Genomic DNA, 15716 nt, shown 5'->3' on the forward strand with positions numbered 1-15716 from the left:
CGTCCAGGGCGTGGTTGCGGCACAGTGGTGTTATGACGAACCCGAGGAGACGGGGGCGCGCGGCGGAGGTTGCTCCGGCGGCGCAGGCGCGGAAGGTGCCGGGGGCTGACTTGTTGTCGGCTGCTCAGGCTGCGGTGGGGGCTGCGCAGACGGCGGCGGGGCAGGCTATCGATGCTGCTCAGCAGACTGCGGGGTATGCCTTTGACGCGGCGGTTCGGTTGCCGCCCGCTTCGGCGCAGTTGGCGGCGCAGTTGCCGGATCTGGTGGAGAACTTGTCGATCGCGGTGGATCGGCTCAACAGCACGATCGATCGGCTCGATCGGACGTTGGCGCTCGCCGATCCGGTGTTCGCCACCTATGACCGGTTGTTGCCGCGGCTCGAGGCGATGATTTCGCTGGGGGAGGACGTGTTCGGCGCGGTGGCGAAGCTGCCGGGTGTCGGATTGCTCGGTCGGATCACGGGGCGTGGGGGTGAGGAACCCGCGCCGGAACCGGAGCCGGACAAGCGCGGTCGCCGCCGACGCTGACCCTCACGTCCTTGGCGTCAGCGCACGAAACGTCGCTGCCGCCTTGAGTACCATCTCCGCGTACTCGTCCTCGGGATCGGAATCGAGGACGATCGCGCCGCCCGCACCGATCCGCCACTCGTCGTCGTAGCGGACGGCGGTGCGGATGACGATGTTGAGGTCGGCGGTGCCGTTCAGACCCAGGAAACCGATGGTGCCCGAATAGATGCCGCGCGCTTGGGTTTCCAGTTCGTCGAGGATCTCCATGGTCCGCAGCTTCGGCGCTCCGGTCATCGAACCACCGGGGAAGCAGGCGCGCAGGCAGTCGATCACACCGGCGTCGGGGCGCAGCGTGCCACGCACGGTGGACACCAATTGGTGCAGCGTGGAGTAGGTTTCGGTGTCCATCAGCTTCGGCACGTGCACGGAACCGACTTCGCAGACGCGGCCGATGTCGTTGCGCAGCAGGTCGACGATCATCAGGTTCTCGGCGCGGGTCTTCGGGTCGTCGGCCAGTGCGCGACGCAGGCGCTCGTCCTCGTCGGCCGTGCGTCCGCGCGGGGCGGTGCCTTTGATCGGCTTGCTCTCGACCAGCCGGTCCCGGTCGACCTTGAGGAACCGTTCCGGCGAGGAACAGGCCACGTCCAGGCCGTCGAAGCGCAGGTAGGCGGCATACGGTGCCGGATTGCAGCGGCGCAGCCGACGGTAGAAGGCGAGCCCGTCGTCGGGTGCGGCGGCGACGGCGACCGCGTCGGTGAGGCAGATCTCGTAGGACTCGCCCGCGTGCAGCCGATCCTGGCACACCGCGATGTCGGCCAGATAGCGGTCGCGGCCACGCACCAGATGCGCCTGCACGGCATCGGGATCGGCGGGGACGGGCAGGTCGGCGGGATTGACCCAGGTCGGCAGATCGTCGAGGGCTGCAGCGGTCGCGCGCAGCCATTGCTCGGCGTCCTGCTCGCCCTCGGTCAAGGCGAGCAGGAAGGTGCGCCCCGCTTCGTGATCGACCACGATCAGACGGTCGGCGAAAATCCACTGGGCGTCGGGGGTGGGGGAGCGGTGGGCGGTATCCGCACCGCAGTCGGCCTTCACCTCGTAACCGAGATAGCCGACATAACCGCCCGCGAAATCGAAAGGCAGCGGCGGGGTTTCGCACTGCCTGGCCCGGAGCTCGCGGTCGAGATAGTCCAGGACGGTGCCCGTGACGGTGCGGGTGCCCGCGCCGTCCGTCACGGTGACGGAGCCGTCGCCCACCCGGTAGCCGACGATTTCGGCATGTGGCCCGCTCGCGTCACCGAGGAAGGAGAACCGGTCGAGGCCGGGTTCGACGTGTTCGCTGTCGAGCCAGAACGCGGTCGGCGCGTGGGCGTACAGGCGAAGGAAGATCGCTTCGGTGTCGATCGCGCGTTCGATCACCTTGTGCTGCAAGCGAAATGAGCGTTCAGGTGACACGGGGGCTGCTGTCGCGGGTCCGCGCACGAGCACCGGAGCGGAAACCTGGACCCGCGCTTTCGTCAGATCGGCGAAGTTGCGCAGCAGCGCGGCCCCGAACTCACTCGACACCGACTCGGGATGGAACTGCACACCCCACTGCGGCCGCTCGCGATGCCGCACGCCCATGATGACCCCGTCGCTCGTCGACGCGGTCACCTCGAGCGAGGCGGGCAGCGGCTCCCGCGCCGCGAGCGAGTGATACCGCACGACGGTGAACCCCTGCGGCAGACCCGCGAACAGATCCCGATCGTCATGGGTCACCTGATCGAGAAAACCATGCCTGGCCTGCGGCGCACGCTCCACCGTCCCGCCCGCGCCGAGCACGATCCCCTGATGGCCGAGGCACACGCCGAGCAGCGGCAGGTCCGTCTGCGCGATCAGCGCGGTCGACACCCCCATGTCGCGGGCGCGATCCGGACTCCCCGGTCCGGGCGAGATCACCACATTGTCGAAGTGCGCGAGATCCACCGGGCCCTCGTCGTTGCGCACGACGGTCGGCTCGCTCCCGTTGACCTCGCTGATCAGCTGATAGAGGTTGTAGGTGAACGAGTCGTAGTTGTCGATCAAGAGCGTGCGCATCGTGGCAGAGACATTACGCCGGGCGTGCGCGCACCCATTCCCGCGCAGCCCCCTCCGATGTCGGGGCACAATGTGCGGCATGGCTGTTTCTCAACCTGTCGATGTTGACCCGGCGATCGCCGATTTCGCGGCGATCGGACGGTGGATGGACGAACAGGGCTTGCCCGGGACGGAATTCGGCGCGGTCACCGCGCTCGGCGGCGGCACGCAGAACGTGATGCTGCGCTTCACCCGGAGCGGGCGCGAGTATGTGCTGCGGCGCGGGCCCAAGCATCTGCGCGCCAAGAGCAACGAGGTGATCGGCCGGGAATCGCGACTGCTCGGCGCGATCGCTGACACCGAGGTCCGCTCGCCCCGGGTGATCGCCGCCTGCGACGACGAGTCGGTGATCGGCGCGGTGTTCTATCTGATGGAACCCATCCGCGGCTTCAACCCGCAGACCGAACTGCCCGACCTGCACGCCGGGGACTCCGAGATCCGGCGCCAGATGGGTCTGTCCGCGGTCGAGGCCATCGCCCGCCTCGGCTCGCTCGACTATCAGGCGCTCGGCCTCGACGACTACGGCCACCCCGCGGGCTTCCTCGAACGTCAGGTCCCGCGCTGGCTGCGCGAGCTCGACTCCTACAGCACCAACGCGGGCTACCCCGGCCCGCAGATCCCCGGGCTCGAGCGGATCGGTGACTGGCTCGAACGGCACCGGCCGACGGACTGGACGCCCGGCATCATGCACGGCGACTGTCACCTGGCGAACATGATGTTCGACTACGACAGCCCCGAGGTGGCGGCGATGGTCGACTGGGAGATGTCGACGATCGGCGACCCCCTGCTCGACCTCGGCTGGCAGCTGGCGACCCGACCCGAAGTCGGCACCGTCGGCGCGGGCCTGATGGGCACGCTCGGCACAGTCGGCGGCCTGCCGAGCGAGGCCGAGATGATCGAGCACTACGGCAAGTTCTCCGACCGCGACCTCAGTGCGGTCACCTGGTACACCGTGCTGGCCTGCTTCAAGCTGGGCATCGTCCTCGAGGGCACCTACGCGCGGGCGTTTTCGGGCAAGGCGCCCAAGCCGGTCGGCGACTTCCTGCACGCGGTGACGCTGGAACTGTTCGAGCAGGCGAATCAGCTCGCCGAATGATGCCCGGATCTCGCCGATACTTGGCTCGATATTGATGGAGCGCAAGAAGAAGACACTTTAGGCTGACTCCCATGATCGTTCCCGACACCAAGAACTGGACCTGGGTCCTCGAACGTCCCTGCTCGGAGTGTGGATTCGACGCCGAGGCCACCGCGTACTCGGCCGTTCCCGAGATCGTCCTCGACAGCGCCACCCGGATCGGCTCGGCGCTCGAACGCGACGACGCTCGGGTGCGCCCGGACGAACTGACCTGGTCGGTTCTCGAATACGGCGCCCACGTGCGCGATGTGTGCCGGCTCTTCGACACCAGGCTCGCGCTGATGCTGGCCGGCGACGGTGTCGAGGCGCCGCGGTTCGAGAACTGGGATCAGGACGCCACCGCGATCGCCGACCGCTACGGCGAGCAGGACCCCGCGGTCGTCGCGCGGGAATTGACCGTCGCCGCCGACCAGGTGGCGGCCGCGTTCGCCTCGGTGCCCGCGGATCGGCTCGACCTGCGGGGTGCGCGCAGCGACGGCTCGCTGTTCACGGTCGATTCGCTGGGTCGGTACTTCCTGCACGACCTCGTGCACCACGTCCACGACGTGCGGGGATAGAAATTTCTCGATAAATTTCTAGAACGTGTTTCAGAAATCGGTCATTTGTCGTTAGGGTGAGTGCAGTCACAATGAGGCACGAGCTTGGCGAGAGGTCTACCGGCATGAAGACGAAGGGCGCGATCCTGTGGGGCACCGATCAGGAATGGTCGGTCGAGGAGATCGAGGTCGGCGACCCCGTCGCCGGTGAAGTGCAGATCCGGATGGAAACGGCGGGCATGTGCCACTCCGACCATCACATCGTCACCGGCGCGACGCCGATGCCGTCCTATCCCGTGATGGGCGGGCACGAGGGCGCGGGTGTCATCACCAAGCTCGGGCCGAACTGTCCGGCCGACCTGGCCGTGGGCGACCACGTCATCCTGTCGTTCATCCCCGCCTGCGGACGCTGTCCGTCGTGCGTGTCGGGCAACATGGCGCTGTGCGACCTGGGCGCGGGACTGCTGATGGGGCAGGCGATCTCCGACGGCACCTACCGCATCCAGGCGCGCGGCGAGAACGTCATCCCGATGTGCCTGCTCGGCACCTTCGCCCCGTACATGACGGTGCACCACACCTCGGTCGTGAAGATCGACCCCACCATTCCGTTCGAGGTGGCGTGCCTCGTGGGTTGTGGTGTACCGACCGGGTTCGGTTCCTCGACCCATGTGGCGCAGGTTCAGCCGGGTGAGACCGTGGTGATCGCGGGCATCGGCGGCGTCGGCATGAGCGCGCTGCAGGGCGCGGTGCTCTCCGGTGCGTCGAAGGTCATCGCCATCGACCCGAATCCGTGGAAGCTGGAACAGGCGCAGAAGTTCGGCGCCACCCACACCTACGAGAGCATGGCCGCCGCGATCATGCCGATGATCGAGGCCACCGAAGGGCGGATGGCCGAGAAGGTCATCCTCACCATGGGTGAGATGCACGGCGACTACGTCGAAGAGGGTCTGATCCTCACCGGCAAGGCGGGCACCCTCGTCGTCACCGCCATGGGTCGCATGGAGGCCAGCGACGTGAAGATGAACACCTTCCTGCTGTCGATGCTGCAGAAGACGGTGAAGGGCACCATCTTCGGTGGTGGCAACGCGCGTCAGGACGCGCCCCGACTGCTCGCGCTCTACAAGGCGGGCCAGCTCAATCTCGACGACATGGTCACCCGCAGCTACTCGCTCGAAGAGATCAACCAGGGCTACCGGGACATGCTGGACGGCAAGAACATTCGCGGGATCATCCGCTACACCGAAGCCGACTGGTAGTCAGCTCTGGCCCACCCGCTCGGCGAGGTGAACCGCCACCTGCGCGATCAGGTCGTACGGGATCGGTTCGCCGAGTGGGAATCTCAAGGTGCCACGGCCCGAGTCATAGGGCTCGATGGCAGTCGCGAGCGCCTCGTCCTCGTCGGGGGTGGGGTACACGCTCACGTGGGCTTTCCAGCCCGCGAAGAAGATGAACACCCGGCCGTCGATGGTGGCGGCCGGGATGGCGTAGCTGATCTTCTCGCCCGTGTTCGGCACCGCGCGGTGGATCGTGTCGCGGATCTGCTGCAGCACGGCGCGTTGGGCCGACGGCTGGGCCGCCAGATAGGCGTCGACGGAGTCGAATTTCTCGGTCATGCTCTCGACTTTAGGCTCTGACCAGCACTTTCTTCGGGTGACCCGCGGCCTTCAGCCGACCGTCGCGCAGCAGCAGGCAGTGGTCGGCCCTGCTCGCCTCGTCCAGGTCGTGGGTGGCTTGCACCACGGTCACGCCCGCCGCGCTGATCTGCGCCAGGGCGCGCGAGATCTCGGCCTGAGAGGTCTCGTCCAAGCCGGCCGCCGGCTCGTCGAGCAGCAGTAGATCGGACTCCTGCGCCAGCGCCTGCGCGAGCAGGGTGCGTTGGCGTTGTCCGCCCGACAGGGTGTCGAGTCGCCGAGTCGCCAACTCGGTGAGCTCCATTCTCTCCAGGCAGGTTCGCGCTATCTCGCGATCTGCGCGGGTCAGCCGCCGCCACGGCCCGCGGTGCGCCCAGCGCCCCATCGCGACCACCTCCCGCACGGTGATCGGCAGGGTCGGCGGAATCGCCGTGTGCTGCACCACGAAAGCGGGACGCCGGGCGGTGCCGCGGTGCACTGTCCCCGCCTGTGCCGTCACGGTCCCCGCGAGGACGCCGAGCAGAGTCGATTTTCCCGAGCCGTTGGGTCCGACGATCGCTGTCACCTGCCCGCGCGGGATCGTCGCCGACACCTCGCAGAGCACGGGCCGCCGGGGGTAACCGGCGCTCAGGTGCTCGATCCGGATTGCTACGTCATCTGTGTGTTGCATCTCACCTCAATTGAAACGATAATCATTTTCAGTATATCGTTCCGCGCTATGGATTGGCTGATCGCCCCGTTCGAGGTGGCATTCGTGCAGCGAGCGCTGTGGGGTGGGCTACTCGTTTCCTGCGTGTGTGCCCTCGCCGGGACCTGGGTGGTGGTGCGCGGCATGGCATTTCTCGGTGACGCGATGGCGCACGGAATGCTGCCCGGCGTCGCGGTCGCGGCCTTGCTCGGTGGGAATCTGATGATCGGGGCCGCGATCAGCTGTGCCGCCATGGCCGCCGGGGTATCGCTGCTCTCGCGCAGTAAACGGTTCGCGGCCGATACCGCGATCGGGCTGTTGTTCGTGGGGATGCTCGCGGCCGGTGTGATCATCGTGTCGCGATCGCAGTCCTTCGCGGTGGATCTGACCGGGTTCCTTTTCGGTGATGTGCTCGCCGTGCGCACCGTAGACCTGTGGTATCTCGTTGCGGCGCTGGCTGTTTCGCTGGTGATCGCTGTGTTCGGGCATCGGGCGTTCGTCGCGCTGACCTTCGATCCGCGCAAAGCGCACACGCTCGGGTTGCACCCGAAAGCGGCGCAGGTGGCGCTCGTCGGGTTGCTGACGCTGGCGATCGTGGCCTCGTTCCACGTCGTCGGGACGCTGTTGGTGTTCGGGTTGCTCATCGCCCCGCCCGCGGCCGCGGTGTACTGGTCGGATCGGATTCCGGTGGTGATGCTGATCGCCGCGCTGGTCGGCGGGTTCTCCACCGCTGCGGGACTGGTCGTTTCGTGGCATGCGGGGACCGCGGCCGGTGCGACCATCGCGGCCGTGGCGGTGGGGTCGTTCTTCGTGTCGGCAATTCTCTCGGCGGTACGGGAGCGGTTCGGGAAGGTCGGGGCGGCTTCGGTGGCCGCGCTGGCAGCGCTGCCGCTGGTCGGATGCGCACCGGCGGCGGAACCAACGGCGGTCGAGGAGACTGCGCACGGGTTCGTCGCCGGTGCGGAGGAGATGAGTGAGGCGCAGACGCGCCTGGTCGTCGCCGATGCGGCGAGCGCTGTGCGGGTGATCGATCTGCTGACCGAGAAGGTCACCTCGATCGACACCTCGGCGCCGGAAGGTGATCGAGCGCAGGTATCTCCGGGCGCGGGTTCTTCGCCGAGTGGCGGTGACCAGCGGGTGCCGACCGTGGGGGCAGTCGGTGACGGGCGGTTCGCATATCTGAGTTCGGGTGCGTCCGTTCGGATCGTGGACAGCGGGGGGTGGACGGTGGATCACGACGACCACCGGCACTACTACCAGGCACCGGTCCGAGACGTCGGTGTCGTCGCCGCGGCTGAAGGTGGTGCGCCCGGCGCCGGAAGTGCGCCGCCCGGACCGGGTGGTGCGGAGAGTGCCGGCGTCGTTGGTGCGTACAGTGACGCCGCCATCGCGTCGGTGGTGCTGGATTCCGGGTCGACGATCTTGTTCGACCGTCCGGCACTGGACGGCGGTGTCGCCGGGACTCAACGCCGGGTTGATGGCATCGCCGTGCCGTATGCCGAGCGGATCGTGGTCGCCGATGGGTCGGGTCGCGTCGAGGTGCGCGGGCGGGACGGCGCGGCGGGACAGGTACAGACCGCCACCTGTCCGCAGCCGAAGGGGCAGGCGGTGACCCGGCGCGGAGTTGTTTTCGGTTGTGCCGACGGCGCGCTCGTGGTGGCCCAGCGAGAGGGTGATTTCGTCGCCGAGAAGATTCCCTATCCGGCACCGGCCTCGGACCGGGCGAGCGCCTTCACCCACCGGCCCGGCAGCACCACACTGACCGCCCTCGCGGGTCGCGACGGTGTGTGGACGCTCGATATCAGGAAGAAGACCTGGACGCGGACCGCGATCGTCGACCCGGTCGCGGTGAACACCGCTGGTGAAGGGTCGTCGCTGCTGGTGCTCACCCGCGACGGGGTCCTGCACGGTCTCGACCCCGTGTCCGGCACGGAGACAGCGCAACTCGCTGTTTCCAGCGGGCCCGTCGAAGGGCAGCCGGTGATCCGGGTCGACCCGGATCGCGCTTACGTCAACGACATTCGTGGGCGCAAGGTCCACGAGATCGCCTACAACGACAACCTGCGTGTCGCTCGCACGTTCGAGTTGGACGTCGCGCCCTCGCTGATGGTGGAGACAGGCCTGTGAAGCGCACATCGAAAGCCCATCGAGCAGCACGGATGCCGGGCGCGGCGATCCGCCGGGCGATCCAAGTGCTCTGCGCGCTTGCCTTGCTCGTGCCGTCGGTGAGCGCCTGCACAGGCGGGACCGAGCGGTCCGGGATCGTGGTGACCACGAACATTCTCGGCGATCTGACCCGGGCGATCGTGGGTGACGCGGTGCCGGTGACGGTGTTGATGCAGGCGGGAGCCGATCCGCATTCGTTCGCTATTTCCGCACGCCAGGCGGCCGATATCGAGCAGGCCGCGCTGGTGGTGCACAACGGGCTCGGGCTCGAGGAAGGCGTGGCCCGGCACGTGCAGGCAGCAATGGCGGCGGGTGTGCCCGCGCTCGCCGTCGCCGAGCGGGCGAACCCGATCCGGTACGCCTCCGATGAGTCCGCGGGACAGCCTGATCCGCACTTCTGGACCGATCCGGCACGGGTGCGCACAGCTGTCGAGGCGATCAGCGCCGAGGTGCTCGCCCAGGTCGACGGCATCGATGCCGGCGCGGTGCAGGCGAATACACAGCGCTACCTCGGCGAAATCGACCAGCTGGATCGGTGGATGACCGACCGGTTCGCCACGATCCCGCCCGAGCGTCGACAGCTGGTCACCGACCATCACGTCTTCGGATATCTCGCACAGCGTTTCGGGTTCCGGGTGATCGGTGCGGTGATCCCCAGTGGCACCACCCTCGCCTCGCCGAGTGCGTCCGACCTCGACGGACTCGCCACCGCGATCCGGACGGCGGGCGTGAACGCGATCTTCGCCGATTCCTCGCAGCCCGATCGCCTTTCGCGGGTTCTCGCCGAACACACAGGCCTGCGGGTGCAGGTAATCGCCTTGCACACCGAATCCCTCACCTCGCCCGGCGAGGGCGCGGCGACCTATCTGGAGATGGCGCGCGCCAACACCGAGGCGATTACCCGTGGTCTATCCGGGCCCACACCGTAATTCACGCACGAAGAGATGGAGCAACACATGAACAGGTCGCGAACCAGCACGATGGTGGCGATGTCCGGAGCACTCGCCTCGGTGGTAGCGCTCAGTGGTTGTGGCGCGGACGACGCCGCTCCCGACCACGACCGCACCCCGGGCGCCGAACCGATCGCCCTCACCTATGACGGCGGCATCTACGTCCTCGACGGTGCCTCGCTCGCCCAGGAGGGTGAGGTGAAGCTCGAGGGGTACAACCGCCTCAACCCGGCAGGCGACGACGACCACCTGATGGTGTCGACCAAGGACGGCTTCCGCGTCTTCGATGCCTACGCCGCGGAGTTCACCGGAACCGACTATGCCGCAGCCAAACCCGGGCACGTCGTGCGGCACGCGGGCAAGACCGTGCTCTTCGCGGACGGTACCGGTGAGGTCACCGTCATCGACACCGACAAGATCGACAGCGGCAAGTCGTCCGAGGTCTACCGGGCTGCCACCGCGCACCACGGTGTCGCGCTCGAGCTGAGCAACGGGAACCTGCTGGTCACCCTCGGCACCGAGGACGCGCGGGTCGGCCTCGTGGCCCTCGACAAGGACCGCAAGGAGATCGCCCGCAACGAGAACTGCCCCGGCGTGCACGGTGAAGCGGCCGCCCAGGGCGAAGCCGTGGTCGTCGGCTGCCAGACCGGCGCCGTCATCTACCGCGACGGCAAGATCACCAAGGTGACCAGCCCGACGCCGTACGGCCGGATCGGCAACATGTCCGGCAGCGAGGTCTCCCCGATCGTGCTCGGTGACTACAAGCAGGACAAGGAAGCCGAACTCGAACGCCCGCAGCAGATCTCGCTGGTGAACACCGCCGACGGGAGCCTGCGCCTGGTCGATATCGGCACCAGCTACACCTTCCGATCACTGGGTCGCGGCCCGCAGGGTGAGGCCTTGGTGCTCGGCACCGACGGCAAGATCCACGTGATCGACCCCGTCGCGGGCAAGGAAGTGCGCGCCATCCCGGTGATCGGTACCTGGCAGGAATCGCTCGACTGGCAGGACGCCCGCCCTGCCCTGTTCGTCCGCGACGGAATCGCCTACGTGACCGATCCGGCGTCCAAGCAGGTGCACCGCGTCGACCTGGCCGATGGAAAGGTCACGGCCACAGCCACCCTCGCCGTCGCACCGGACGAGATCACCGGCGTCGCCGCACACTGAGAGATACTGGACCTACCGGTCGGCGCACCGCACGACGACCTCGCGCAGGTTGCGGCTGCGCACATCGTCGAGAATCGCCATACCGAGGCGGTTCATGCTGTAGCCGAAGCCCAATCCCGTTGTCGGGTCGGCGAATCCGAACGAGCCGCCCAAACCGGTAGTGCCGTAGGCGCGCTTGTCCGAACCGAAACGGAAAGTGCCGCGCGACTTGCGGAAACCGAGGTGGTATCGGCTCTTGGTGTGTAACACCAGGTCGTCGGCGGGCACATCGTCGGCGGTGTCGGCGGCGGCCAGCGAGTCGAGAACCTCGTCGCTGATCGGCAGCGCGCCGGTGCGGCCCGCGGCGGCGCCGTAGACCTTCGCCAGCGCGCGGGCATTGCCGACGCCGTTCATCCCGGGCCACTCGATTTCGAGGAACTCCCGCCGGGTGGCCCGGGCGGGGGCGCCGGGACGTGGATTGGTCAGTGCCGCATAGGAGTACCCGCGCTTGGCATAGACCTCACCGCCGATGCGCAGTGGCAGATCGCGGCGCTCGTAGCGCCAGATATCGAGTCCCTTGGTCGCCGAGAGCTCGGCGATCCGCTCCATCGACTCGGTCTCGGGCAGTCCGATGAACAGATCGGCGTCGACCGGGCCCGCGATCTCCTCGGCGAAGAAGCGCCCGAGGCTGCGGCCCGCCGGATCCACCCGCCGCAGCAATTCGCTCTGATACAGCCCCAGTGTGAGCGCGTGGTATCCGTGCCGGGTACCCGGCACCCATGCCGGTTTCTGCGCGGCGAGCAGCTCGCCGAGGGCGTCCCGGTCGATGAGCTCGCGCAGTTTCACGGTCCGGTCCAGCCCGGACAGCCCGGCCTGGTGGTCGATCAGCTGGCGCACGGTGATCCGCTCTTTGCCGTGCGCGCCGAACTCCGGCCAGTACTTCGTGACCGGCGCCTCGTAGTCGAGCAGCCCGCGCGAGACCGCCGTCGCCAGGGTGAACGCCGCCATCCCCTTCGACGAGGAGAACACCGGCACGATCGTGTCGCGCTCCCACGCCACCTCGCGCTTGCGATCGCGATGGCCCGCCCACAGGTCGACCAGCGGCTGGTCACCGGCGTAGACGGCGACGGCGGCGCCGATCTCGCCGTGATGGGTGAAGTTGCGTCGGAAAGCGTCGGCGACGGGGCCGAAACCGGCCGCCACGTCGCCGTGGATCGATGGTGCGGAACTCATGGTGTCCTCGATCGTAGCCGCGTCTCGTACGCTGCCGATATGCGATCGTTGCAGCAGGTTCAGGACTGGCCCGTCAAAAATGCCGCCGCCGCCGTGGTCACCGCGGGCGGTGTGTCGAGTATCGGCGATACCGAGCGGGTCTTCCGGCTCGCCTCGGTCACCAAACCGCTCGTCGCCTACGCCGTGCTCGTGGCACTCGAGGAAGGCGCCGTCGAACTCGACCAACCCGCTGGTCCGCCGGGTTCGACCGTGCGGCATCTGCTCGCCCACACTTCGGGCGTCGGGTTCGCTACTCCCGAAGTACTCGCCGAACCCGGCGCCCGCCGCATCTACTCGAGCGCGGGCTTCGAACTGCTCGCCGATTTCCTCACCGCGCAGACCGGAATCGAGTTTCCGCGGTATCTGCACGAGGCCGTTTTCGAGCCGCTCGGGATGAGCACCGCGGTCCTCGACGGATCGGCGGGCCACGCGGCCAGCGCCTCCCTCGCCGACCTCACGCTATTCGCCGGCGAGTTGCTGGTACCTCAATTGATATCTCGGCAAACATTGGACGACGCAACGGGTGTGCAATTCCCCGACCGCGACGGAGTACTGCCCGGATACGGCTCCCAGCGCCCCAACGACTGGGGTTTGGGATTCGAAATCCGTGACGGGAAAACCCCGCACTGGACGGGCACAGCCAATTCCGGCCGCACCTACGGGCACTTCGGCCAAACCGGCACGTTCCTCTGGGTCGACCCGGAAATCGGGGTGGCGACAATCGCGTTGAGCGACGAGAATTTCGGTGACTGGGCCAGAACAGCGTGGCCGAAATTCAGCGATTCCGTTATCGCAGAGACACATAACACGCAGTAAAGTAACACGCGCAACACCGCACACTTCAGTACACTCGTGCCACGCCAGACCACGACGGGCCGTTGGGGAAGACGTTCCTTGTCGAGGCTGGAGGTGTTGGTAAGTGCGCGCATCGAGTCAGTTCGCTGACGCGACGGCGGGTGTGGTTTACATCCACTCATCGCCCGCCGCGTTGTGCCCTCACGTGGAATGGGCGCTGTCCACCGCGCTCTCGTCGCCCGCGAAATTGCGCTGGAACACTCAACCGGCCGACGGACAACTCCGCGCCAGCAGCGATTGGGTAGGCCCCGTCGGCACGGCGGCCCGGATAGCCCAATCATTGCGCACCTGGCCCGTCCTGCGCTTCGAAGTCACCGAAGACCCCAGCGAGGGCGTCGACGGTGAACGCTACAGCTTCGTCCCCGCCCTCGGCCTCTGGCACGGATCCACCGGCGCCAACGGCGACGTGATGCTCGGCGAAATGCGATTACGCGCCTTGCTCCAAGCCGCCGCCGAACTCGACTCCCACGGAACCTTCGACCTCGCCACCGAACTCGACCGCGCACTCGGCTCACCCTGGGACGAGGACCTCGAAGCATTCCGACAGGGCACCGACAGCGTCGGCGCGGAAGTCACCTGGTTGCGACGGGACGTGGGTTGACCGCATCGAGTCCGAGCTCGTGAAGGACTGGCTCGGCCGGGCATGACGAGGTGGCCGGGTGTCAGTCGGCGAGGTCCATGCGGAGAAACTCGGTGATGCGCAGGAGTTTGGGTGGGCGGGCGATCTCCGGGGCCAGTGCCTCGAAGGCTTCGTCTCTGCCGACGACGCGGGGTGCGGTGAGAGCCACGTCCCGGCCGTCTTTGCGGAGTTGCGCGGTGCCCGCGGCGAGAATGTTCTGCACCCAGTCGGCGGCCGATCCGTAGACCAGGATGAAGAGGTAGCCGCCTTCGACGGGGTGGGCGTCGAGGGGGGTGTGGAAGGCCTTGCCGGAGGTGCGGCCGGTGTGGGTGAGAACCGGATATTTTCCGCCTGCGATCGCGCGGGGGTTGAAGACGCGCTTGTTGATGTGGCCCCACCAAAGCGGCATGGGCATGGGGTGCTCCCTTTTCGGGTCGGCGTGGCTTACACCTGTAAGGGTGACTTACGCTTGTAAGCTTGTCAACACTTTCGCCACCGAGGAGGTCCCATGCCCGTACGCCAACCACTCAGCCGTGAGCGCGTGCTGGATGCCGCGATTCGGGTCGCGGATCGTGGGGGAGTGCAGGCCGTCACGATGCGGCGGGTGGCGCAGGAGCTGGGGGTGGAGGCAATGTCGCTCTACAACCATGTGCCGAACAAGGACGCGATACTCGACGGGGTCGTCGACGTGGTGTTCGCGGCGATCGAGCTGCCGAAGACCGGCGGTGCGCACTGGCGGAATGCGATCCGGGACAGGGCCTGCTCGGCCCGCTCGGTGCTTGCCGGACACAGTTGGGCGCTCGGGTTGTTGGATTCTCGCCGCAATCCCGGATCGGCGACGCTTCGTCATCATGACGCTGTCCTGGGAGTTCTCCGGGAGGCAGGGTTCTCGCTGTCGATGGCCGCGCATGCTGTCTCACTGATCGACAGTTATGTCGGCGGGTTCGTCCTGCAGGAGGCGAACCTGCCGCTCTCCATGCCGGAGGACGTCGAGGAAGTCGCGGGCGGGATCCTCGCGAACCTTCCGGGGGACGAGTTGCCCTATCTCACCGAGATGATCGTCGACTACGCGCTGCAACCGGGGTACGACTACGCGAGCGAGTTCGGTTTCGGTCTGGATCTGATCCTGGACGGGCTGGAAGCGCGCAGAGGTCAGCGTTGAGGGCCAGCTCGTCAGACCGTGCGTCGTGCGGGGAGTGGGACGCGGTCGAGATCGTGGGCGAGGACGGCGCCGGGGAAGGCTGCCTGTTCCGTGAACAGGTGGTCCTCGCTGGCCGTGTAGCGCTCTGAGAAATGTGTCAGAACAAGGGTTTTCACGCCGCACGTGCGAGCGACCTCGCCCGCCTGACGTGCCGTGAGGTGGCCGCGTTCGTGTGCCTGCTCTGTCTCGGAGTCAAGGAAGGTGGACTCGATGATCAGCATGTCGACGCCATCGGCGAGCTCGAAGACGTTGTCGCACAGGCGAGTATCCATGACGAAGGCGACCTTCTGGCCCGGCCTCGGTGCCGAGCACTGCGCCAGCAGCGGCCCGGACAGGTCGCGAATCGCAGCGCCGGAGATGCCGTGCTCGCGCAGCTTCTCGGGCAGAAATGTTCGGCTGTCCGGTTCGGCGAGGCGATAGCCGTAGGTGGGGATGCTGTGGTCCAAGGGCAGCGCGGTGAGGGTGAAACCGTTGCCCTGCAACGTTTCACCGGGGCCGCTCACCGGGTGCTCGACGATGGTGGGCGAGCCGAAGTAGCTCGTCGCGTACCTCAGCCGTTCCCAGTACTCGGCGCCCTCTGCGGGGTAGACGGCGTGCACGTCGTGGGGCACTCCGTCGCGGCCGAGCCGTTGCACGATGCCGGGCACTCCCAGCGAGTGGTCGCCGTGGAAATGGGTGACACACAGCCAATGCAGTTCGGTCGCGGAAGCGCCCGCGTGCGCCATCTGGCGCTGCGTGCCCTCGCCGGGATCGAACAGCACACCCTGGCCGTCCCAGCGCAGGAGGTAACCGTTGTGGTTGCGGCGGCGGGTGGGCACAGCGCCTGCTGTACCGAGGACGACGAGTTCTCGTGTCGACATCGCCCCATCCTGGTCAATCGCCGCGTCGGTGTCACGTCG

The 15716-nt window shown here is 67.4% G+C and carries 16 protein-coding genes; 10 read left to right on the forward strand and 6 right to left on the reverse strand.

Annotated elements, in window-relative coordinates:
- The first annotated feature begins 32 nt into the window (after window positions 1-32).
- On the forward strand, window positions 33-527 hold the full coding sequence (locus ACLJPD_RS24940) for a hypothetical protein (RefSeq protein WP_410875226.1): 495 nt from the start codon (window positions 33-35) through the stop codon (window positions 525-527).
- 3 nt (window positions 528-530) lie between these two features.
- Here ACLJPD_RS24940 and pabB read toward each other — a convergent pair whose 3' ends face one another.
- Entirely contained in the window at window positions 531-2579 is a 2049-nt protein-coding gene (gene pabB, locus ACLJPD_RS24945) for an aminodeoxychorismate synthase component I (RefSeq protein ID WP_410875228.1), read from the reverse strand.
- A 70-nt stretch (window positions 2580-2649) separates the two neighbouring features.
- Between pabB and ACLJPD_RS24950 the strand changes: the two genes are divergently transcribed.
- From ACLJPD_RS24950 to ACLJPD_RS24960, 3 genes are all read left to right on the forward strand, one after another.
- Window positions 2650-3714, forward strand: a complete 1065-nt coding sequence (locus ACLJPD_RS24950) for a phosphotransferase family protein (protein WP_410875229.1) — start codon at window positions 2650-2652, stop codon at window positions 3712-3714.
- 71 nt (window positions 3715-3785) lie between these two features.
- Window positions 3786-4310 (forward strand): DinB family protein, encoded by a 525-nt coding sequence (locus tag ACLJPD_RS24955; protein ID WP_410875231.1) that lies wholly within the window; start codon window positions 3786-3788, stop codon window positions 4308-4310.
- 104 nt (window positions 4311-4414) lie between these two features.
- On the forward strand, window positions 4415-5545 hold the full coding sequence (locus ACLJPD_RS24960; RefSeq protein WP_410875233.1) for an NDMA-dependent alcohol dehydrogenase: 1131 nt from the start codon (window positions 4415-4417) through the stop codon (window positions 5543-5545).
- Here the strand turns inward: ACLJPD_RS24960 and ACLJPD_RS24965 are convergent, their stop codons facing one another.
- Both ACLJPD_RS24965 and aztA read right to left on the reverse strand, forming a co-directional pair.
- Window positions 5546-5902 (reverse strand): iron chaperone, encoded by a 357-nt coding sequence (locus ACLJPD_RS24965; RefSeq protein WP_410875235.1) that lies wholly within the window; start codon window positions 5900-5902, stop codon window positions 5546-5548. It lies immediately after the preceding gene.
- Window positions 5903-5912: 10 nt separating this feature from the next.
- A complete protein-coding gene (gene aztA, locus ACLJPD_RS24970) occupies window positions 5913-6590 on the reverse strand; it encodes a zinc ABC transporter ATP-binding protein AztA (protein WP_410875237.1) in 678 nt (225 codons plus the stop codon).
- A 48-nt stretch (window positions 6591-6638) separates the two neighbouring features.
- On the opposite strand from aztA, the gene aztB reads away from it, so the two are divergent.
- From aztB to aztD, 3 genes are read left to right on the forward strand one after another with little or no spacing between them, the layout of a single operon-like run.
- A complete protein-coding gene (aztB, locus tag ACLJPD_RS24975; protein ID WP_410875239.1) occupies window positions 6639-8735 on the forward strand; it encodes a zinc ABC transporter permease AztB in 2097 nt (698 codons plus the stop codon).
- Window positions 8732-9703: a zinc ABC transporter substrate-binding protein AztC gene (gene aztC / locus ACLJPD_RS24980; protein ID WP_410875241.1), complete on the forward strand. Its 972-nt coding sequence runs from the start codon at window positions 8732-8734 to the stop codon at window positions 9701-9703. Before aztB ends, aztC begins: the two co-directional genes overlap by 4 nt.
- 27 nt (window positions 9704-9730) lie before the next feature.
- On the forward strand, window positions 9731-10891 hold the full coding sequence (gene aztD, locus ACLJPD_RS24985; protein WP_410875243.1) for a zinc metallochaperone AztD: 1161 nt from the start codon (window positions 9731-9733) through the stop codon (window positions 10889-10891).
- Between the two features lie 12 nt (window positions 10892-10903).
- On the opposite strand, the gene ACLJPD_RS24990 is transcribed toward aztD, so the two are convergent.
- Window positions 10904-12103 carry a serine hydrolase domain-containing protein gene (locus tag ACLJPD_RS24990; RefSeq protein ID WP_410875245.1) on the reverse strand — a complete coding sequence of 400 codons (1200 nt, stop codon included), beginning with the start codon at window positions 12101-12103 and terminating at the stop codon, window positions 10904-10906.
- A gap of 39 nt (window positions 12104-12142) precedes the next feature.
- On the opposite strand from ACLJPD_RS24990, the gene ACLJPD_RS24995 reads away from it, so the two are divergent.
- Entirely contained in the window at window positions 12143-12958 is an 816-nt protein-coding gene (locus tag ACLJPD_RS24995) for a serine hydrolase domain-containing protein (RefSeq protein ID WP_410875247.1), read from the forward strand.
- A gap of 103 nt (window positions 12959-13061) precedes the next feature.
- Window positions 13062-13598, forward strand: a complete 537-nt coding sequence (locus ACLJPD_RS25000) for a DUF3145 domain-containing protein (protein WP_410875249.1) — start codon at window positions 13062-13064, stop codon at window positions 13596-13598.
- Window positions 13599-13659: 61 nt separating this feature from the next.
- On the opposite strand, the gene ACLJPD_RS25005 is transcribed toward ACLJPD_RS25000, so the two are convergent.
- Window positions 13660-14031, reverse strand: a complete 372-nt coding sequence (locus ACLJPD_RS25005) for a nitroreductase family deazaflavin-dependent oxidoreductase (RefSeq protein WP_410875250.1) — start codon at window positions 14029-14031, stop codon at window positions 13660-13662.
- Between the two features lie 93 nt (window positions 14032-14124).
- On the opposite strand from ACLJPD_RS25005, the gene ACLJPD_RS25010 reads away from it, so the two are divergent.
- Window positions 14125-14778 (forward strand): TetR/AcrR family transcriptional regulator C-terminal domain-containing protein, encoded by a 654-nt coding sequence (locus ACLJPD_RS25010; RefSeq protein WP_410875252.1) that lies wholly within the window; start codon window positions 14125-14127, stop codon window positions 14776-14778.
- Window positions 14779-14789: 11 nt separating this feature from the next.
- Here the strand turns inward: ACLJPD_RS25010 and ACLJPD_RS25015 are convergent, their stop codons facing one another.
- A complete protein-coding gene (locus tag ACLJPD_RS25015) occupies window positions 14790-15677 on the reverse strand; it encodes a ribonuclease Z (protein ID WP_410875254.1) in 888 nt (295 codons plus the stop codon).
- Between the last annotated feature and the right edge of the window lie 39 nt (window positions 15678-15716).

It is taken from the genome of Nocardia sp. A7 (assembly GCF_046549215.1).
In the GTDB taxonomy this organism is placed as follows: Bacteria; Actinomycetota; Actinomycetes; order Mycobacteriales; family Mycobacteriaceae; genus Nocardia.